17 protein-coding genes are annotated in these 18,773 nt (G+C 59.1%); 3 read left to right on the forward strand and 14 right to left on the reverse strand.

The features are described 5' to 3' along the window. Positions 1 to 45 precede the first annotated feature (45 nt). From dxs to xseB, 3 genes are read right to left on the reverse strand one after another with little or no spacing between them, the layout of a single operon-like run. Positions 46 to 1,908, reverse strand: a complete 1,863-nt coding sequence (gene dxs / locus GO007_RS00465) for a 1-deoxy-D-xylulose-5-phosphate synthase (RefSeq protein ID WP_095094361.1) — start codon at positions 1,906 to 1,908, stop codon at positions 46 to 48. A gap of 18 nt (positions 1,909 to 1,926) precedes the next feature. Further along, a complete protein-coding gene (gene ispA / locus GO007_RS00470) occupies positions 1,927 to 2,826 on the reverse strand; it encodes a (2E,6E)-farnesyl diphosphate synthase (protein ID WP_095094363.1) in 900 nt (299 codons plus the stop codon). Then, positions 2,827 to 3,069, reverse strand: coding sequence for an exodeoxyribonuclease VII small subunit (gene xseB / locus GO007_RS00475; protein ID WP_095094365.1), 243 nt, complete (start codon positions 3,067 to 3,069; stop codon positions 2,827 to 2,829). Positions 3,070 to 3,351: 282 nt separating this feature from the next. Between xseB and thiI the strand changes: the two genes are divergently transcribed. After that, complete coding sequence (gene thiI / locus GO007_RS00480) at positions 3,352 to 4,800, forward strand: tRNA uracil 4-sulfurtransferase ThiI (RefSeq protein WP_095094367.1); 1,449 nt, start codon at positions 3,352 to 3,354, stop codon at positions 4,798 to 4,800. A 110-nt stretch (positions 4,801 to 4,910) separates the two neighbouring features. Here the strand turns inward: thiI and yajL are convergent, their stop codons facing one another. Both yajL and panE read right to left on the reverse strand, forming a co-directional pair. Further along, entirely contained in the window at positions 4,911 to 5,504 is a 594-nt protein-coding gene (yajL, locus tag GO007_RS00485) for a protein deglycase YajL (RefSeq protein ID WP_095094369.1), read from the reverse strand. Continuing rightward, positions 5,467 to 6,378 carry a 2-dehydropantoate 2-reductase gene (panE, locus tag GO007_RS00490; protein WP_095094371.1) on the reverse strand — a complete coding sequence of 304 codons (912 nt, stop codon included), beginning with the start codon at positions 6,376 to 6,378 and terminating at the stop codon, positions 5,467 to 5,469. The genes yajL and panE overlap by 38 nt, the downstream gene beginning before the upstream one ends. Positions 6,379 to 6,576: 198 nt before the next feature. Between panE and GO007_RS00495 the strand changes: the two genes are divergently transcribed. Beyond that, positions 6,577 to 7,068 carry a YajQ family cyclic di-GMP-binding protein gene (locus GO007_RS00495; RefSeq protein ID WP_041144301.1) on the forward strand — a complete coding sequence of 164 codons (492 nt, stop codon included), beginning with the start codon at positions 6,577 to 6,579 and terminating at the stop codon, positions 7,066 to 7,068. Between the two features lie 28 nt (positions 7,069 to 7,096). On the opposite strand, the gene GO007_RS00500 is transcribed toward GO007_RS00495, so the two are convergent. The 8 genes from GO007_RS00500 to GO007_RS00535 form a co-directional block, all read right to left on the reverse strand. Continuing rightward, positions 7,097 to 8,461, reverse strand: coding sequence for an MFS transporter (locus GO007_RS00500; RefSeq protein ID WP_095094373.1), 1,365 nt, complete (start codon positions 8,459 to 8,461; stop codon positions 7,097 to 7,099). 156 nt (positions 8,462 to 8,617) lie between these two features. Further along, positions 8,618 to 9,796 (reverse strand): Gfo/Idh/MocA family protein, encoded by a 1,179-nt coding sequence (locus GO007_RS00505; RefSeq protein WP_095094375.1) that lies wholly within the window; start codon positions 9,794 to 9,796, stop codon positions 8,618 to 8,620. Between the two features lie 314 nt (positions 9,797 to 10,110). After that, complete coding sequence (locus tag GO007_RS00510; protein WP_095094379.1) at positions 10,111 to 11,475, reverse strand: MFS transporter; 1,365 nt, start codon at positions 11,473 to 11,475, stop codon at positions 10,111 to 10,113. A gap of 10 nt (positions 11,476 to 11,485) precedes the next feature. After that, positions 11,486 to 12,304: a sugar phosphate isomerase/epimerase family protein gene (locus tag GO007_RS00515; protein WP_095094381.1), complete on the reverse strand. Its 819-nt coding sequence runs from the start codon at positions 12,302 to 12,304 to the stop codon at positions 11,486 to 11,488. Between the two features lie 64 nt (positions 12,305 to 12,368). Continuing rightward, on the reverse strand, positions 12,369 to 14,072 hold the full coding sequence (locus tag GO007_RS00520) for an FAD-dependent oxidoreductase (protein WP_095094383.1): 1,704 nt from the start codon (positions 14,070 to 14,072) through the stop codon (positions 12,369 to 12,371). A 10-nt stretch (positions 14,073 to 14,082) separates the two neighbouring features. After that, positions 14,083 to 14,403: an NIPSNAP family protein gene (locus GO007_RS00525; protein WP_095094385.1), complete on the reverse strand. Its 321-nt coding sequence runs from the start codon at positions 14,401 to 14,403 to the stop codon at positions 14,083 to 14,085. 13 nt (positions 14,404 to 14,416) lie between these two features. After that, positions 14,417 to 16,093 (reverse strand): FAD-dependent oxidoreductase, encoded by a 1,677-nt coding sequence (locus GO007_RS00530; protein WP_095094386.1) that lies wholly within the window; start codon positions 16,091 to 16,093, stop codon positions 14,417 to 14,419. Further along, positions 16,090 to 16,911 carry a shikimate dehydrogenase family protein gene (locus tag GO007_RS00535; RefSeq protein ID WP_095094388.1) on the reverse strand — a complete coding sequence of 274 codons (822 nt, stop codon included), beginning with the start codon at positions 16,909 to 16,911 and terminating at the stop codon, positions 16,090 to 16,092. Before GO007_RS00535 ends, GO007_RS00530 begins: the two co-directional genes overlap by 4 nt. A gap of 152 nt (positions 16,912 to 17,063) precedes the next feature. Here GO007_RS00535 and GO007_RS00540 point away from each other — a divergent pair, with 152 nt between their 5' ends. Continuing rightward, positions 17,064 to 17,822 (forward strand): IclR family transcriptional regulator domain-containing protein, encoded by a 759-nt coding sequence (locus GO007_RS00540; RefSeq protein WP_095094390.1) that lies wholly within the window; start codon positions 17,064 to 17,066, stop codon positions 17,820 to 17,822. A gap of 53 nt (positions 17,823 to 17,875) precedes the next feature. On the opposite strand, the gene cyoE is transcribed toward GO007_RS00540, so the two are convergent. Next, on the reverse strand, positions 17,876 to 18,763 hold the full coding sequence (gene cyoE, locus GO007_RS00545) for a heme o synthase (RefSeq protein WP_095094392.1): 888 nt from the start codon (positions 18,761 to 18,763) through the stop codon (positions 17,876 to 17,878). Positions 18,764 to 18,773 lie beyond the last annotated feature (10 nt).

Consider the following 18,773-nt stretch of genomic DNA (forward strand, 5'->3'; position numbering starts at 1 on the left):
AATGGAATTCCTTTAAGCATAGCAGGAGCGTTATCGAGGGAGGGATCAGGCCAGCCAGGCGATGATTTTGGCTTCAATACCTGCGGCATCGAGACCGAGGTCAACGTGAACTTCTTCCTGGGTTCCCTGGGGGATAAAGAAGTCCGGCAGACCGATATTCAGCACCGGCACCGCGCGACGATGCGCCATCAGCAGCTCATTAACGCCGCTGCCCGCGCCGCCCATGATCGCATTCTCTTCCAGCGTGACCAGCGCCTCGTGCCCGGCGGCCAGCTGCAAAATCAGCGCGTTATCAAGCGGTTTCACAAAGCGCATATCCACCAGCGTGGCGTTGAGCTTTTCCGCCACCTGAGCGGCTTCCGGCAGCATGGTACCGAAGTTAAGGATCGCAATTTTCTCGCCTTCGCGCTTAACGACGCCCTTGCCGATCGGCAGCAAAGCCAGCGGCTCCAGCGTTGCCCCGGTACCCGTTCCGCGCGGATAGCGCACCGCGCTAGGGCCGTCGCCGTAGTGATAGCCGGTATACAGCATCTGGCGGCATTCGTTCTCGTCGCTCGGCGTCATGATGACCATCTCCGGAATACAGCGCAGGAAGGAGAGGTCGAAGGCGCCCTGGTGCGTCTGACCGTCGGCGCCGACGATGCCGGCACGGTCGATGGCAAACAGCACCGGCAGCTTCTGGATAGCGACATCGTGGATCACCTGATCGTAGGCGCGCTGCAGGAAGGTGGAGTAAATGGCCACCACCGGCTTGTAGTCGCCGATCGCCAGGCCGGCGGCGAACGTCACCGCGTGCTGTTCCGCAATCGCCACATCGAAATACTGGTCAGGGTATTTTCTGGAAAACTCGACCATCCCCGAGCCTTCGCGCATCGCCGGGGTCACGGCCATCAGCTTGCTATCTTTCGCCGCGGTTTCGCACAGCCAGTCGCCGAAAATTTTCGAATAAGAGGGCAGGCCGCCGCTGCTTTTTGGCAGCACTCCGCTGGTATGGTCAAACTTAGGCACCGCGTGGAAAGTGATCGGGTCCTTTTCCGCCGGCTCATAGCCGCGACCTTTTTTGGTCATAATATGCAGGAACTGCGGTCCTTTCAGATCGCGCATGTTCTTCAGCGTATTGACCAGCCCGAGCACGTCGTGACCGTCCACCGGGCCGATGTAGTTAAAGCCCAGCTCTTCAAACAGGGTCCCGGGAACCACCATGCCTTTGATATGTTCTTCGGTGCGTTTGAGCAGCTCTTTAATCGGCGGTACGCCTGAGAAGACCTTCTTGCCGCCTTCGCGCAGGGTAGAGTACAGCTTGCCGGAAAGCAGCTGCGCGAGATGATTATTCAGCGCGCCGACGTTCTCAGAAATCGACATTTCGTTGTCGTTCAGCACGACCAGCAGATCGGGTTTGATATCACCCGCGTGGTTCATGGCCTCAAACGCCATCCCGGCGGTGATCGCCCCGTCGCCAATGACGCAGACCGCACGCCGCTGCTTGTCTTCTTTCGCTGCGGCAATAGCGACCCCAATGCCCGCAGAAATGGAGGTCGATGAGTGTCCGACGCTCAGCACGTCATATTCGCTTTCGCCGCGCCACGGGAACGGGTGCAGCCCGCCTTTCTGCCGAATCGTGCCGATTTTGTCACGACGGCCGGTCAGAATTTTATGCGGGTAGGCCTGGTGGCCGACGTCCCAAATCAGGCGATCGAAAGGGGTGTTATAGACGTAGTGAAGCGCCACGGTCAGTTCGACCGTGCCGAGGCCGGAGGCAAAATGCCCGCTGGAACGGCTGACGCTGTCCAGCAGGTAGCGCCGCAGTTCGTCGCACAGCTTCGGCAGGCTATCTTTCGGCAACAAACGCAGCTCCTGGGTGGAATCTACCAGCGCCAGGGTCGGGTATTTGGCAATATCAAAACTCATCAGAGACTCATTTATTGTTTATTTATCGCGCTGAATTATGTAATTCGCGAGCGCTTCCAGTGCCGTTGTATCCAGAGATTGCGCGGCCAGCTCATTTAGCGACTGACGGGCGTCTTCAATCAGGCCATGCGCTTTGTTCCGGGCTTGCTCAAGTCCCAGAAGCGCGGGGTAGGTACTTTTGCCCAACTGCTGATCGGCTCCCTGACGTTTGCCAAGGGTCGCAGTATCCCCTACCACGTCAAGAATGTCATCCTGGACCTGGAAGGCGAGGCCGATATTTTCCGCATAGCGATCGAGCGCCGGCAGCGCCGCACGGCCGCGTTCTCCGGCGCTCAGGGCGCCCATGCGCACCGCCGCGCGAATCAGCGCCCCGGTCTTATGGCGATGAATGCGCTTGAGCGCTTCGAGGTCAACCTGATGGCCTTCGGCTTCGAGATCCAGCGCCTGGCCGCCGCACATTCCGGCAACGCCGCTGGCCTGCGCCAGCTCGGAGACCATAGCCAGCCGGTCCCGATCCGGTACTTCCGGCATCGTCGCATCACTTAGTATAGAAAACGCCAGCGTTTGCAGGGCGTCTCCGGCAAGAATTGCGTTCGCTTCGCCAAATTTAATATGGCAGGTAGGCAGGCCGCGACGCAGATCGTCGTTGTCCATCGCCGGCAGATCGTCGTGCATCAGCGAATAGGCGTGGATGCATTCAACGGCCGCGGCCGGCGCGTCCAGGGTCGCGCGGCTGACGCCAAACATGTCGCCGGTGGCGTATACCAGGAAGGGGCGCAGGCGTTTGCCGCCTAATAATGCGCCGTACTGCATGGCCTCAACCAGCGGAGTGTTCTGAAACGGCAGCGGCGCAAGAAAACGGCGCAGCGCGTCGTTGGCCTGCGCAACGCAGGCCTGTAGCTGTTGTGGGAAATCCATCTATTCAGCGTCCGGCGTAAAAGGCGTCAGCGGCGTATCTTCGCTCTCTGCCAGCAGAATTTGTACGCGCTGCTCGGCCTGCTGCAGCCTGACCTGTCCCTGACGCGCCAGCTGCACGCCGCGCTCAAACTCGCCGAGCGCTTCTTCTAACGGCAGAGCGCCGCTTTCCAGACGATTGACGATCTGCTCCAGCTCGCTCAGGGCGGTTTCAAAGCTGGCCGGGGCCTCATTTTTCTTTGGCATAGTGAATATAGACTCTTGTTATGTCGCGACAGCAGTATGGTAACGAAGTCACGTGGTTAAGCAAATATGCGCCTTATCCGGCAAGCGGCCCTGGCCTAAGCCCGATGCGCTCCCGGCGAACCTGTCGTCCCGGCTGCGGATGATTTAGCGTAAAACACGCAATGCCAGGTGAAAAGCTTCCATTAGTGGTATACTTCGCGCCCTGGATGCAGGCACCGCGGTGCACTGCAGTACATCTTTTGCTTAAAGCCCTGTCGGGCTTGCCAACGAACTATTGTCGCCATGAAGTTTATCATTAAATTGTTCCCGGAAATCACCATCAAAAGCCAATCTGTGCGATTGCGCTTCATTAAAATCTTAACCGGGAACATTCGTAACGTTCTCAAAAACTATGATGAGACGCTCGCCGTCGTTCGTCATTGGGATCATATCGAAGTTCGCGCGAAAGACGAAAATCAGCGTCCGGCTATTCGCGATGCGCTGACCCGAATTCCCGGTATTCACCATATCCTGGAAGTCGAAGACGTTCCCTTCACTTCGCTGCACGATATTTTCGAGCAAACGCTGCCGCTGTGGCGCGAGACGCTGGAAGGCAAAACCTTCTGCGTGCGCGTAAAGCGTCGCGGTAAGCATGAGTTTACCTCTATCGAAGTGGAACGCTACGTCGGCGGCGGTCTGAACCAGCATATCGAAACGGCCCGCGTTAAGCTGACCAACCCGGATATCACCGTCAATCTGGAGATCGAAAACGATCGCCTGCTGCTGGTGAAAGGGCGCTATGAAGGCATCGGCGGTTTCCCCATCGGCACCCAGGAAGACGTGCTGTCGCTGATCTCCGGCGGCTTCGATTCCGGCGTTTCCAGCTACATGCTGATGCGTCGCGGCTGCCGCGTGCACTACTGCTTCTTTAACCTCGGCGGCGCGGCGCACGAAATCGGCGTCCGTCAGGTCGCGCACTACCTGTGGAACCGCTTTGGCAGCTCCCACCGCGTGCGGTTTGTGGCGATTAACTTCGAGCCGGTGGTCGGTGAGATCCTCGAAAAAGTTGACGATGGTCAGATGGGCGTCGTGCTTAAGCGCATGATGGTTCGCGCCGCCTCTCAGGTGGCTGAACGCTACGGCGTGCAGGCGCTGGTGACCGGCGAAGCGCTGGGCCAGGTATCCAGCCAGACGCTGACCAACCTGCGGCTGATCGATAACGTCTCCGATACGCTGATCCTGCGTCCGCTGATCTCTCACGATAAAGAGCACATCATTAACCTGGCGCGCGAAATCGGCACCGAAGACTTTGCCCGCACCATGCCGGAATACTGCGGCGTGATCTCGAAGAGCCCGACCGTGAAGGCGGTGAAGGCGAAGATTGAAGCGGAAGAGCAGAACTTCGATTTCAGCATCCTTGAGAAGGTGGTGGCGGAAGCCAATAACGTCGATATTCGCGATATCGCCCAGCAGACTCAGCAGGAAGTGGTTGAAGTTGAAACCGTCAGCGGTTTTGGCCCCAACGACGTGATTCTGGATATTCGCTCGGTTGATGAGCAGGATGACAGACCGCTGAAGGTTGACGGTGTCGACGTGGTTTCGCTACCGTTTTACAAGCTGAGCACCCAGTTCGGCAACCTCGACCAGAGCAAAACCTGGCTGCTGTGGTGCGAGCGTGGCGTAATGAGCCGCCTGCAGGCGTTGTATCTGCGCGAGCAGGGCTTTGAGAACGTGAAGGTCTATCGCCCGTAACCTGCGGATAGCGACGGTCACCCCGTGAGGCGCCGCCCGGCGCGATCGGGGGAAGTCCCGGATAGCGGCAGCCATGCCTTATCCGGGCGACCGATCCTGCCCGTATCGGATCAGGCTTCGTAGTAGTTATATATTCCCGCCGCCATCACCAGCTGTGAAGCGACCTCGTGCGCTTTTTCACGACTGACCAGCAGATCGATCATCTTGAGCGCAAAATCAATCGCCGTTCCTGGCCCCTGGCTGGTGAGCAGGTTAACCCGCGGGTCCCAGACCACGCGCTTATCCTGCCACTGCCCGGCGGGGATCTGCTCCTTCAGCGCCGGAAAGCCGGTCATGTTGCCGATCGGGAAAAGATTGTGCGGGACCAGCACCGTGGCGGCAGCGGCGCAGATGGCGGCGACGATCCGCCCGGAGAGATGAAACTGCCTGACCGTCTCCACCAGCAGCGGGCTATCGCGGAAGCATTCCGCGCCTTTGATGCCGCCGGGAAGAACGATAATGTCATAATCGCCGTCGGCAACTTCCACCAGCGGCGCATCGGCCAGCAGCTTAACGCCGCGCGAGCAGACAATGGTCAGGCTGCCGTCGCCGGCGACGCTGGCGGTAGTGACCTGCACCCCGCCGCGTACTAGTAAATCGATAGCGGTGACCGCTTCCGTCTCTTCGCTACCAGGGGCGAGGCAAATCAGTGCCGACGCGCTCATATTCATTCTCCTTACGCTTTACCTGTTCAAACATGCGGGCGTTTTCCGGTACGGCAAGGCCGTGGGCGCGGGCGCGCTTGAGCAGAAAACCGGTGATATAGTCGATTTCCGTATGACGCTGAGCGCGGATATCCTGCAGCATCGAAGAGATATTTTCTGCCGTACTTTCAATTATCTGATGGACATAAAATAGCAGGTTTTCCGGCGATGTATGTATTCCTTCGCGCTCCATCACGGCGGCGACTTCCCGGCAGATAGTCTCCACTTCCATCGCCGCGTCGCGTAAATCGCCGTTTTTGCAGTTGCGTAGCGCCGTCAGCGGATTAATCACGCAGTTGACCGCCAGCTTGCTCCAGAGCGCCGGCTGGATATTATTGTGCCAGGCCACGTCCGGCAGGACGTTTTGCAGCGTATCGGCAAGCGTGCTGTAGTCCTGCGGATACGCCCTCGCCGGGCCAATATGGGTGGTGCCGTTAGCCACGTGGACGATAACGTTGCCGTCGCGCCGCGCGGCCTGAGTGGTTGAAGCCAGCAGCAGGGGCTGCCTGACGCCTTTAAGCTCGTCGACGGTACCCATTCCGTTATGGATAAGCAGTATCGGTGATGAGGCCGGCAGGCGTTCGGCGAGGTTCTTTACCGCCGTAGAGACCTGCCAGGCCTTCAGGGTGACCAGCAGCAGATCGCTGCTGGCGAGAAAATCGGGATCGTTAGCGGTTAACGACTCATTAAAAATGCTGCCGTCAGTCTCGATCAGATTGACGCTGCAGAAAGGTTGTGGGACGCGTAACCACCCCTGGACATCATGTCCATGTTTACACAGCGCGGTCAGCCATAGCTGTCCAAGCGCACCGCATCCGAGTACGGTTACCTTCATTAATCCTCCTCACCTGCGACAATCCCAGGCACTCATAGCTAAAGTATATACTCGTTGTCCTTCCGGCTGCAGCCAATGCCGCTGCGGCTGGAGAAACCTGGAGCATAGCGCCGTCAGCTATGCTTGCGGGATAACCAGTTGAGTTATGCCGTGTTGCAGGTATTATGCAACGCAAAAGAAACGAAAGGAGAGGAAAAGATGCCATCTTTCGATATTGTCTCTGAAGTCGATCTTCAGGAAGTTCGAAACGCCGTAGAGAATGCGACCCGTGAAGTTGAATCGCGTTTTGATTTTCGCAACGTGGAAGCCAGTTTTGAGCTGAACGAAAAAAATGAGACCATCAAGGTTCTCAGCGAGTCTGATTTCCAGATTAACCAGCTGCTGGATATTCTCCGCGCTAAGCTGTTGAAGCGCGGCATTGAGGGCAGCTCTCTCGAGGTGCCGGAAGAGTTCGTGCACAGCGGCAAAACCTGGTTTGTCGATGCCAAACTGAAGCAGGGCATTGAGAGCACGATGCAGAAAAAAATCGTTAAGCTCATCAAGGACAGCAAGCTGAAGGTGCAGGCGCAGATTCAGGGCGAAGAGATCCGCGTGACCGGCAAGGCGCGTGACGATCTGCAGGCGGTGATGGCGCTGGTGCGCGGCGGCGATTTAGGCCAGCCGTTCCAGTTCAAGAACTTCCGCGACTAATAAAAAAGCGGGTTATCCCCGCTTTTTTTTAACTCCCTTTTATCGCCTGCTCAACCTCGAAGCGATTGGTCAGCTTGCTGTCGATTTTGACGTAGACCGAACGCTCTTCGGCCACCACCAGCGCCTGTTTTACCCCGTCGAGGGTCAGCAGACGCGTCTGCAGGGTATCATCCACGGCCACATCGCCCGGGATTTCAATTCTCAGACTGCTGACGTACGGCGGTTCGCTCATCGTTCCGGCAACCAGCAGCCACAGCATCGCCAGCAGCGCGCCGAGCAGGAACACGGTCTGCGAATCGAAGAAGCCGTCAACCCAGCCGCCGAGCGCGCCGCCAATCGCCACGCCGAGAAACTGGCTGGTTGAGTAGATGCCCATCGCGGTGCCTTTGTATCCGGCCGGCGACTCCTTGCTAATCAACGACGGCAGCAGCGCTTCCAGCAGGTTAAAGGCAAGGAAGAACAGCTGAACCCCCGCGACCAGCTCCCAGAAGTATCCGCCCGCGCCCCACAGGACGATTTCGGCCACCAGCAGCAGCGCGACGCAGAACAGAAAGACGTGCTTCATCTTGCGCTTCACTTCGGCATAGATGATAAACGGCACGACCGAGACAAAAGAGATAAGCATGGTCACCAGATAAATCTTCCAGTGCTCAGCGGCGGGGAAACCTGCGGCCTCCAGCTGGCCGGGAAGGGCGACGAACGTCGACATCAGCATGATGTGCAGGCACATAATGCCGAAATTGAGCTTCAGCAGCTTTGGCTCGGCGAGGACTTTGCTAAAGCAGTCTTTTACCATGCCTGATTCGCGGTTCAGGACGTGATTATGGCTGTTGGGCACCACCCACAGGGTGAGCAGAATGCCGATCGACGCGAGTCCGGCGATCATCCAGAACAGGGCGTGAAGGCCCAGCTGGTGGGTGACTATCGGCCCCAGCACCATAGCGATAGCAAAGGTCACGCCGAAGCTGACGCCAATAAAGGCCATCGCTTTCGTGCGGTTCTGTTCGCGGGTTAAATCGGAAAGGAGCGCCATGACCGCGGCGGCAATCGCCCCGGAGCCCTGCAGCGCCCGGCCGAGAATAATGCCCCAGATGGAGTCGCTGAGCGCGGCGATAATGCTGCCGATAACGAAGATCAGCAGGCCGCCAACGATCAGCGGTTTACGCCCGATACGGTCGGAAAGCAGGCCAAAGGGGATCTGAAACAGGGCCTGGGCCAGCCCATAGATCCCAATTGCGAGGCCGATAAGCGCCTCGCTGGCGCCCTGTAAAGCCATACCATAGGTGGTCAGAACCGGCAGAACCATAAACATGCCGAGCATACGCAGCGAGAATACGGTCCCCAAACCCCAGGTCGCGCGCAGTTCGCCTGGCGTCATTTTATTATCGTTCATTACCACCTCAATCGAAAAACTGCGCCTAGTGTAGTGGGGGGAGCCGAAAGCGTAAATAAATGTTTGTTTAACAGATATTACGGGTGTGTAGCGTGGTGAGGTAAGTGCGGTAGAAATAAAGAAACCGGTGGAGGAGGCCCCACCGGGATGCAGCATTTATTGTAAATTAAAGTCAACCCATTGGCCGCCGGCGTCGGCGGATTTGACGCATTGTTCAACCCAGTAGACGCCGTGTAATCCTGCTTCCACATTTGGGTACCAGAAGTCTGCCAGCAGCTGAGCGTCGCCGCGATCCGTCGCATCAATGGCGATAGCGAAGCGGCGGTAGAGGTTTGCCCAGGCTTCGAACAGCCCCTCCGGATGACCGCCGCCGATGCGATCGTCCGCCAGCGCCTCGCGGCTGAGATAGGGCATTCCGCGTTCGAGGAGCCGGGCCGGTTCGCCCTGTACCTCATAGCTGAGCTGATTGGGCCGCTCATCCCACCATTCGATGCTGGCCTTTTCCCCGACCACGCGCACCTTTTGCGAGTGCATTGCGCCGCTGTTGATCGCGCTGGTCCACATCGAACCGACGGCACCGTTGTCGTACTCCATCAGCACGAAGGCGTTATCTTCCAGCGGCGCTCGGGACTTAACGAAGCTCTGGCGGGAGCACATCAGGCGCTTAATGTTGAGCTGCGGCACCATGGTTTCGGCGATAAACAGCGGGTGCGTTGCGAGGTCGCCCAGTACGTAGCTTGGGCCCGCGTACTCCGGCGTCACCCGCCAGCGGGTGGACTCTGCCTGCAGTTCGACCGCCTCGTTATGAAAGCCGTGGGCGAACTGCATGGTGATCACCCGAATCTGGCCGAGCAGCCCTTCGGCGATCATCTGCCGCGCCTGCTGAACCATCTGATATCCGGCGTAGCCGTAGGTGACGCCTACGATCTTGTTGTGCCGGCGGCTCAGCGTCAGCAGTTCGTTGGCTTCGGCGGCGGTGAAGCATAGCGGCTTTTCGCAGATAACGTGCAGCCCGGCTTCCAGCGCGGCTTTAGCGATCGCGAAGTGGGTATTGTTTGGCGTGGTGACCGACACCGCCTCGACGCCATCGGGACGCCGCGCCTCCTCGCGAAACAGGGTTTGATAATCGGCGTAGCAGCGCTCTGGCGCGATGCCGAGCTGCTGGCCAAACTGGCGTCCGCGTTCGGCATCGATATCGAGTGCGCCCGCCAGCAGGGTAAAGACGTTGTCGCGCAGCGCCGCAGAGCGGTGGCTGTAGCCAATCTGGCTGGTGCCGCCGCCGCCGATCATGCCCCAGCGCAGGGAACGGGACAGGGGGTTCATGCCGTTTAACATGGAGCTCTCCTTTCAAAAAACACGGGTGTCAGGGGGAACGTTGGGTGATTCCTGCCGCTTGTGCCGTCGACGGGGCATATTTCGGCATCCACATTATGGAATCGTTTATTTCATTTTATTATTATTTTGGAATTTATTTTTCGTTTGTGAGAGGGCGATCGAAAAATGGCCGTAGCGAGGAGGAAATGAAGGCGCGGCGCAGCTTTCTGCTGCGCCGCCTGCTTCTCAGATCGTACGTGAGGTGGGGCGAGGTGGTGCCGCAATATGCCTGGAGGCAGCCTCTCCGGCGGTAATAGCGGCAGGAGGTATATTATTCACGACGCGCTCCTGGCTGCGGCGGATGAGGCGGTATCGTTCGCGTGGGAGCCATCGGCAAACAGCTCTTTTGCAATAAGCCCTGCTACGGTCAGGGCCGCCGGAATACCGAGGATCAAAAAGACGCTTTCAAAGCTGAGGTTTAGCGCCATCATTTCGGCGCCGGCAAAGGCGCTGATAATAGCCCCGACGCGGCCGATGCCGTGCATCCAGCTGGAGCCGGTGGCTCGCGCCTGGGTCGGATAAAAGCGCGCAGAGAGCGCGTTCATCCCGGTATTGCCGCCGTTCAGACAGGCTCCGCTAATAAAGGCCAGAAGGCACAGAAGGGTAAAGCTGGCCGCGGCGTAGCCCATTGCCATCGTGAAAATCCCGCCAATGGCAAAAATGACCGCCAGCGCACGGTGCGGGTTAATGCGGTCCATCAGCCAGCCGGCAAACAGCGAGCCCAGGGTTCCGCCGGCCTGATATATGGCGGTCATGATTGCCGCCTGGCTTACCGTCATGCCGACCTCTTTAACCAGCGTCGGCAGCCAGCTGCCCAGCAGATAGACCAGAAAGAGCCCCATAAAATAGACCAGCCACAGCATCAGCGAGCCGAAGCGATACCGGCGGGAGAGCACGATGCGCATTGCGCTGCCGCTGACGGGCTGCGCTGGCAGGGTAAACTCCGCGTCATCGGCGATTTGTCCGGGATAAAGCCGCCGTAAAATCGTGCGGACCCGCGCCGCCGGAGCGCCCTTAATCACCAGAAAACGTACTGATTCCGGTAGCTTCCAGATAAGCAGCGGCGCAAACAAAATAGGCAGCACGCCACCTAAGGCCATTAAGGAGTGCCAGCCAAACCGCGGGATCAGCCACGAGGCGGAAAATCCTCCCGCCGCCGCGCCGAAGGTGAAGCCGCAAAAGATAATCGTAATAATGAAAGATCGCCGTCGCTCCGGGGCATATTCTGAGACCAGGGTCCCCATGTTCGGCATCGCGGCCCCCAGTCCGAGTCCGGTCATAAAGCGAAAGAAGATCATCTGATCGATATTTTGTGAAAATGCGGTGGCGATGGTCCAGAAGCCAAAAAAGAAGACGCTGTTAACGATGATTTTTTTCCGTCCCAGCCAGTCGGCAAGCGGGCCGGAAAAAATCGCTCCCAGCGCGAGGCCAATCAGCGCGGCGCTAATGACAAAGCCGAGCTCATGGTTGGTGACCCCCCACTCCTGTTTCAAGGTGGGGGCGATAAAACCCATAATCGCGATATCAAAACCGTCCAGCGCAATCACGCAGAAACCTAAGAAAACCACCAGCTTCTGATAGCGGCTCAAGGGGTTATGGTTAATTAACTCTCTGACATCCAGGCGTTGAGTCTGTGTCATAGTGCCTCCCTCAGGCGGATGGCTGCAGATAGGTCTGCGCGGCCTTGAACAGCAGCTGCGCGCGCTCAAGCGCGGGCAGGGCGCCCCGGTCGCCGCTTAACGGCACCTCGAGAGAGACGGCGAGAGTCGCCGGAAGGGCGGCCATCAGGCCCGGTAGATCGAGCCCGCCCTCGCCGGGAATGTTACGCGCGGCGCGGGCCTGATGGATAAGCTCCTGCTCATCGCTCGGGATAGCTGACGGAGCGTCACACAGCTGCATATAGTTCAGGTAATGGTGCGGGAGGCGGGAGAGCGCTTCGAGCGATTCGCCCCCTCGCCAGAAATGGATGGCGTCGATCAGAATACCAACATCCGATCTGCCGCTGGCGTCAATCAAGCTGCGGGCAGCGGCAATAGTGCGCAGGCAGGTCCACGGCATGGGTTCGAGATTCATCGTTAAACCATACTCTTGACCTGCCTGCGCCAGCGCCGCGAGGTTATCCGCGCTACGGTTGAGATGGCTATCGTTGCCGGCGACCAGCACCTGTTTCGCCCCCAGCCGCTCGGCGGTTTGCATAAACAGACGCAGTCGCGCATCCAGCGCAAAGTCTGGCGTCAGGCGAACAATTTCAACATCGGAGACGCGAATGCCGGTATCGCGCAGCGCCGCTAAGGTTTCGCGAACGGTGGCGGTATCGCCGAGCATGTCGTAGTTCGGGTCGGATGGCGTGGCGGGAAGTAGCCGCAGTCCGACGTGGGTAAAGCCGGTTTGGGCGGCAATCCGCACCTGTTCCGGCGGCGAAACATCCAGCAGGGTCAGTGCGGCGAGTGATAGGGTACGCATGTTCATAAGGACTCCGGTACAGTGGCAGATGGTTGTTGTTATGTGTACTACCGTCCCTGGCGGGTGTGACTTACTTCATTGTTTTATTTATGTTTTCTGTCAGATTTTTACCAACAAGATAACCAAAGGTCATCGCCGGGCCGAGCGTAATACCGCCGCTGGGATAGTATCCCCGCATCACGCTCGACATATCGTTACCGATGGCATAGAGGCCGGCGATGGGCTGCTGCTGCGCATCCAGCACGCGGGCCTGTTCATCGGTTTTCAAGCCGCTAAACGATCCGAGCGAACCCGGCAGAATGCGTACCGCATAGAAAGGGGGTTGGCTCAGCGCGCCTAAGGTCGGGTGGTGAGGATTGGCGGCGTCGCCCTGGGCCTGGTTATAGGCCGAGGCTCCGCGCTGGAACTCATCGTCCCTGCCGCGGGCGGCGAAGGTATTAAAGCGGCTGATGGTCTCCTTCAACCGGACGCTATCAATAGCGCATTTTTCCGCCAGCGCCTCCAGCGTCTCGCCGGACTGCAGATAGCCGGTGCGAAGCCATGCCCTGGTCGAGAAAGGGGCCGGACGAGCATGGCCCAGACCATAGCGGCGCAGCGCCCGGCTGTCGGCAAGCAGCCACGCCTGCGGAGTTTCTCCGGGCGGCGTGGCCTCCAGCAGCGCGGCAATAAAGTCGTGATAGGAGTCGGCTTCGTTGGTGAAGCGCCTGCCGTTGGGCAGCACGGCGACAAACCCGGGCTTAGCGCGTTCCACCAGGTGCGGGAACGGCAGCTGCAGGCCGCTGGCGAGGGTGACGCGGGAAACCGGCGCCCAGGCCATCGCGTGTCTGAGAGAGTCGTCAAACTGACCGCCGACCGACTCTCCCAGGCGGATCCCGTCCCCCGCGTTGCCCGGCGGGGCGGCAGAGAAGTGGCCGTAGCCGTTTGCGGCGTGGGCGACATGCTGAGCCAGGCGCTGCTTATCGTGGGGGAAGCCGCCGCAGGCGAGAATAACCGCATTTGCGCTGACCTGAACTGGACCCTCATCGCCGCGTAATACCGCGCCGGTCACGCCGGCTGATGACGTTAAGAGACGTTCTACCGGCGCATTCAGCCGGAAGTTGACGCCGGCATCCAGCGCCGCGCGCAGCAGGCGCGCCATCAGCGCGTTGCCGTTGACCAGATGCCGTCCGCGACCGTGGCGTAAGCGCTGCCAGCCGTGGCGCAGCAGGCGCCGCGCGGCATACAGCGCGGAGCGCGGAGAGCGAGTGGCGTTAAAGAAATGCGTCATGTCGGCGCCGCCAGCAATCCCCATTCCCGCAAGGCTGATTGTCTCCAGCGGCGGTCTCAGTCGATGCAGCCAGTCGCCGAGCAGGCGGCCATCGAACGGCCGGGCGGTGACGGAACGTCCGCCCTGCGCGTAGCCTGGCGAGTTGTGAAAATCAGGCATCCGGCTGCCGGAAATAAACTGCACCGCCGTGTTATGGCGAAAGAAATCAATCATTTCCGGGCCGTAGCGAAGAAAAGTGAGCAGGCGGGCATCGGCGGATTGCCCCGCCATCTCGTGTTGAAGATAGGTGAGCGGCACGCTGGCGTCCTCTTCAATGCCTTCCTCGCGGGCCAGCGGATTGCGGGGGATCCACAGCCAGCCGCCGGACCAGGCGCTGGTGCCGCCAATCACCGACTCCTTTTCCGCCACCAGCACGCTGGCGCCGTTGAGGGCGGCGGTGACGGCGGCTGAGAGACCCGCCGCTCCGGAACCGACAATCAGCACATCTACTTTCACATGCCCGCTCATCTATGGCTCCTTATTGCAGCGGTGAAAAATCGGTAGGGCGCAGCAGAACGGACTCCAGGCGCTCGACGGCCGCCAGTTCGCGGTTTTTACGAGAGAAGGTGAGCCAGCGTTCGTCCTGCGCCATGCGCGCGCGGCGCACCAGACGATCGTCAAGGCTTTTATAAGCCCAGATATGCACGACCTGATTAACGACGCCAATCTCGGTAAAGAAAAAGCCAATCAGCTTGCCGAGGTGCTCGGTTTGCACGGCGTAGGCATCGCTTTTGTAGAGCGCCAGCCAGTCGGCCATTTTTAATGGGCTGATGGTGTAGGTACGTTTTTCGTAGATCATGAAACTCTCCTGATTAAAGTGCGGGTTGTTGCGCCAGGTGCGTGGCGCAGAGATAGCCGAAGGTGAGCGCCGGGCCGAGAGTGATTCCGGGACCGGGATAGGTCCCGGCCATCAGTGAATCCATATCATTGCCCACGGCATACAGCCCTCTAATGGGCTGACCTTGTTGATTAATGACCTGAGCATCGGCGGTGGTGACCAGCCCGCGTGAGGTGCCCAAATCACCGGTGTAGAGCGTGATGGCGTAAAAGGGGGCCGCGGCGAGCGGGGCGTTACAGGCGTTAGGCTGGTGGCCGGGATCGCCCATCACACGGTTATAGCTGTTGCCTCCTTTGGTAAATTCCGTATCGCTGCCGCTGGCGGCATCTCGGTTGTAGCGGCTAACGGTAGCGGTCAGGGTTTGTCCATCGATCCCCAGCGCTTGCGCGAGCTGAGCGAGAGAATCCGCTTTGTGCAGATAGCCGGCCTTTATCAGCGCGTCGTTATTAACCGGAGCCGGGCGCGCCAGCCCCAGGCCGTAGCGCTTCATGGCCAGCGCATCGCAAATCAGATAGCAGGGCGCATTTTCCTCCTGGCTTTGCATGGCGCTGGCGAAATGGTGGTAGGAGTTAGATTCATTCACGAAACGCACGGCGCGCTGGTTAACGGCAATGACGCCGGGCTTGGCGCGATCGGTGACGAGGTGCGGGAAACGCTCTTCGCTGCCATCCGCATGGCGTAAGACGGAGACCGGCGCCCAGAAAAAGTTTGACGGTAAATCGGCTCCTTGCCTGGCGTTAAGCGTCGCCGTCAGGCGAAAAGCCGCGCCGTCATTGGCGTCGGGTGACATGGTGTAGTGTTCGCGCGTTTTCGGCCGGTACCGCGCCGCCAGCTGGCCAGCGGCAAATCCCCCGGCGGCCAGCACCACGCCCTGGCGCGCATGCAGCACGCTTCTCTGGCCGGCATGCTCAATCTCGACGCCGGTGACTTCACCGTTGCTTTCGATTAGCGACGTAACGTTTACGTTCAGCTGCAGGCTCATGCCCTTGCGAAAGGCGAGGGCGGCCATCCGCGCAATTAAGGCATTACCCATCGCCAGCCGGGTTCCGCGAGGATATTTCAGGCGATCGCGGCCATAGCGCAGCAGTAGCTTTGTGCAGTGGGTAAATGAGCGGAGCGAGCGGCGCATATCGAGAAAATGCTGAATATCGACGCGGTTGACCATCATGCCGCCGAATAGCAGCATCCCCGGCGGAGGCGATCGCAGTTCGCGAAATCGTGAGCCAAGCCTGCGGCCGTCGTATTCGACGACTTCAAGCGCGCGGCCAACGTCAACGGCGCCGGGTTCATCCGGGTAATAGTCGGGAGATAGCGGGCGCAGGCTGTATTTCACCGCGCCCTCTTTTTCCAGAAAGGCCAGCGCTTCACGGCCTGAACTGACGAAGGCATCCACCATCTCCGGGCGGTAGTGCCGTTCGCCGATAATCGTCTTCAGGTAGGTTTTTATCGCGTGTTCCGGGCCGCTTTTTCCCTGCCTGCGCGCCTGGTCGGTATCGTTGATCCATACGGCTCCGCCTGAAATGGCCGAGGTGCCGCCAAACTGAGCGGCTTTCTCCAGCATCAGTACCGAGAGCCCTTTACAGCACGCCGTCACCGCTGCGGCAAAACCGGCGGCGCCGCTGCCGATAACAATAACGTCCCAGCTTTTCATGCGATGGCCCCTTCTTCATGAGCGATGGCGCCAATGAACTGCCCCATCAGCTTCATCTGCGCTAACGCCATTTCAGGCCCGGTTTGCACCACGCAGCCCCGGGCTTGAGCGAAGGTCAGCAGGGGAGTCATCACCGGCGCGGTGACGACATCGGCGACATAAGTGGCGGCTTCCAGAGTATCCAGCAGGGTCTGCGGCAGCGGCAGCGCGTCAAAGCCGCTCATTCCGGCGGGGGAGCCGTTGACCAGCAAATCAATACCGTCCAGGGTGTCCGGCAGCGTGGCGAGGTGCAGCTCAGGAAAGCGAGTGGCCAGGCGGTTGTGCAGCAGCTGCAGAGTGGCCGAATTCTGGTCGTGGAGAGTCAGGTGGGTGATGCCCGCTTCGCATAAACCCCACGCGATGGCGCTCCCTACGCCGCCGCAGCCTGACAGCAGCGCTTTTTTTCCGCTGGCCTGAAAACCCCGCGTTTTTGCGGCAAGAAGAAAGCCGACGCCGTCCAGCATATCGCCCTCTAAGCGGCCGTCCGGCAGCTTACGCACCACGTTTACCGCGTTGAGGTGGCGCGCTCGCGGAGTGAGTTCATCGACCAGGGCGGCGACGCGCTGTTTGTGCGGAACGGTAACCAGCACGCCGCTCATATTCTGCCATCCACGTAACGCGTTCAGGTAATCAGCCACCGCCTCTGGCACGATATCAACCGGGATCATCACGCTGTCCTGGCTTTGCTCTGCAAAGTGACGGTTGAAATTCTCCGGTGATTTAACCTGGGTAATAGGGTGGCCGATGACGGCAACAACCTGAGTGGATCCACTGACCATTTCAAACCTCACTTGTTAAATGAATGTTGTGAAAGTATTTCAGTGGACGCTGGGAGCGGCAACGCAGAATTCGGACGTGTTGGTTGTTAATCGCACCATCACTGCGATAATCGCACTAAACTGATAGTCTTGTTGCAAAAGTGTGAACAACTATGCAAAACCAAATACATCCACGCGATTTGATCGTCGGGCTGCAAAAAGGGCTGGCGCTGATCCAGCTTTTTTCACGAGAGTATCCCCGTCTCTCCGTACCGCAGGCGGCAAAAATGAGCGGGCTGACGCAAAGCGCGGCGCGGCGATTCTTTCTCACGCTGCTGCATGAGCGCTACCTGCAGACCGACGGGCGCTACTACTGGCTTACGCCAAAAGCGCTGCGTCTGGGGCAGGCCTATGTTGATTCGGCCCAGTTCCCGCGGATGGTGCGGCCGATTGTCGAGTACATTGCCAGCCGCACGGAGGAGCACGCCTCGGTTGGGGTGATTGATGATGACGAGCTGGTTTATATCGCCCGCAGCAAACACACGCCGTTTAACTCCACCTCGGTTCGGCTGGGGGAGAGGGTACCGATTCACTGCACCGCCGGCGGACGTTTGTGGCTGGCATCGTTGCCGGAGGCAGAGTGCGAAACGGTCCTGCAGCGCATCAGGCGCGAACAGCGCACCCCTTATACGGTGACCGATATTGCGCCGCTGATGGAAAAGATCGCCCAAATCCGTCGCCAGGGATATGCCGCGATCGAGCAGGAGTTTGAAATTGGGATGTTAGTGCTGGCGGTGCCGCTGGCCGACAGGGAAGGGGTGTACTGGGGAGCGCTGAGCTTAACCAGCCATCTGTCGCGGACTTCGCTTGATGCCTTATGCCGCGATCATCTTGATTTACTCTACAGCGCGCAGGCGATGCTGATTAGCTAAGCGAGACAAATAAAAAACCCCGCCGGAGCGGGGTTTGTCAGAGAGCGACAATCTTATCCGACGTAGGCCAGCAGATTGTGCGAATTCGGCACCATAAAGTCGACGGACATCATCACCGACAGCGCGGTAATGGCGACGATGGAAAAGACGAACAGCTTACGCGCCCAGACTTTATCATCGGCCACTTTGTAACCGCGCAGCGCCATTCCTAGCCACCAGACGCTCACCGCGGCCGCCACGACCAGGTATTTGTACCCGGCATAGCCGCCCAGGGAGAGCATCAGCGTCGCGACGGCGAAAGCAATGATGTATACGGTGATATGGTTCTTGGCAACCGAGATACCTTTCACTACCGGCAGAACCGGAATGTTTGCCGCCTGATAATCCTTGAAGCGGAAAATCGCGATGGCATAGGAGTGAGGCATCTGCCACAGGCTAAAGATAGCCAGCAGAATGGCGGCACCGCTATCAAAATCGCCGGTAACTGCACAGTAGCCAATCACCGGCGGCGCAGCGCCGGAGAGAGAACCAATCAGCGTGCCGTAGACGGAGTGGCGTTTCATGTACAGGCTGTAGACGCCGACATAAACCACGAACCCCATCACCCCCAGCCAGCAGGCCAGGGGATTAGCGCCAAACCACAGGAGCATGAAGCCAGCAATACCCAGCAAGGTGGCGTATACCAGCGAAGCTCCTGGCGAGATCAGCCCTTTGACCAGCACCCGGTTTTTCGTCCGTTCCATCTTACGATCGATATCACGGTCGATGTAGTTGTTGAATACACAACCCGAGGCGACCACCAGGGACACGCCAAGGAGCGTCCAGGCGAACAGCGGATAGTCGATGTGGCCTTTAGAGGCCAGCAGGAAACCGCCGATCACCGAGATCAGGTTGCCGAAAATGATGCCAGGTTTCGTTACTTGCAGGTATTGCTTAAACATACTCGCCGCT

It is taken from the genome of Klebsiella sp. 10-1 (assembly GCF_009758445.1).
GTDB lineage: Bacteria > Pseudomonadota > Gammaproteobacteria > Enterobacterales > Enterobacteriaceae > Klebsiella > Klebsiella scottii.

Bases quoted from the DNA above. Each gene is read 5' to 3' on its own strand.
- xseB (WP_095094365.1), bottom strand. From the start codon at position 3,069: ATGCCAAAGAAAAATGAGGCCCCGGCCAGCTTTGAAACCGCCCTGAGC.
- yajL (WP_095094369.1), bottom strand. From the start codon at position 5,504: ATGAGCGCGTCGGCACTGATTTGCCTCGCCCCTGGTAGCGAAGAGACG.
- GO007_RS00535 (WP_095094388.1), bottom strand. From the start codon at position 16,911: ATGGTCAGTGGATCCACTCAGGTTGTTGCCGTCATCGGCCACCCTATT.
- GO007_RS00495 (WP_041144301.1), top strand. From the start codon at position 6,577: ATGCCATCTTTCGATATTGTCTCTGAAGTCGATCTTCAGGAAGTTCGA.
- GO007_RS00500 (WP_095094373.1), bottom strand. From the start codon at position 8,461: ATGAACGATAATAAAATGACGCCAGGCGAACTGCGCGCGACCTGGGGT.
- GO007_RS00520 (WP_095094383.1), bottom strand. From the start codon at position 14,072: ATGAGCGGGCATGTGAAAGTAGATGTGCTGATTGTCGGTTCCGGAGCG.
- dxs (WP_095094361.1), bottom strand. From the start codon at position 1,908: ATGAGTTTTGATATTGCCAAATACCCGACCCTGGCGCTGGTAGATTCC.
- cyoE (WP_095094392.1), bottom strand. From the start codon at position 18,763: ATGTTTAAGCAATACCTGCAAGTAACGAAACCTGGCATCATTTTCGGC.
- GO007_RS00510 (WP_095094379.1), bottom strand. From the start codon at position 11,475: ATGACACAGACTCAACGCCTGGATGTCAGAGAGTTAATTAACCATAAC.
- GO007_RS00515 (WP_095094381.1), bottom strand. From the start codon at position 12,304: ATGAACATGCGTACCCTATCACTCGCCGCACTGACCCTGCTGGATGTT.
- thiI (WP_095094367.1), top strand. From the start codon at position 3,352: ATGAAGTTTATCATTAAATTGTTCCCGGAAATCACCATCAAAAGCCAA.
- GO007_RS00525 (WP_095094385.1), bottom strand. From the start codon at position 14,403: ATGATCTACGAAAAACGTACCTACACCATCAGCCCATTAAAAATGGCC.
- GO007_RS00505 (WP_095094375.1), bottom strand. From the start codon at position 9,796: ATGTTAAACGGCATGAACCCCCTGTCCCGTTCCCTGCGCTGGGGCATG.
- GO007_RS00530 (WP_095094386.1), bottom strand. From the start codon at position 16,093: ATGAAAAGCTGGGACGTTATTGTTATCGGCAGCGGCGCCGCCGGTTTT.
- ispA (WP_095094363.1), bottom strand. From the start codon at position 2,826: ATGGATTTCCCACAACAGCTACAGGCCTGCGTTGCGCAGGCCAACGAC.
- panE (WP_095094371.1), bottom strand. From the start codon at position 6,378: ATGAAGGTAACCGTACTCGGATGCGGTGCGCTTGGACAGCTATGGCTG.
- GO007_RS00540 (WP_095094390.1), top strand. From the start codon at position 17,064: ATGCAAAACCAAATACATCCACGCGATTTGATCGTCGGGCTGCAAAAA.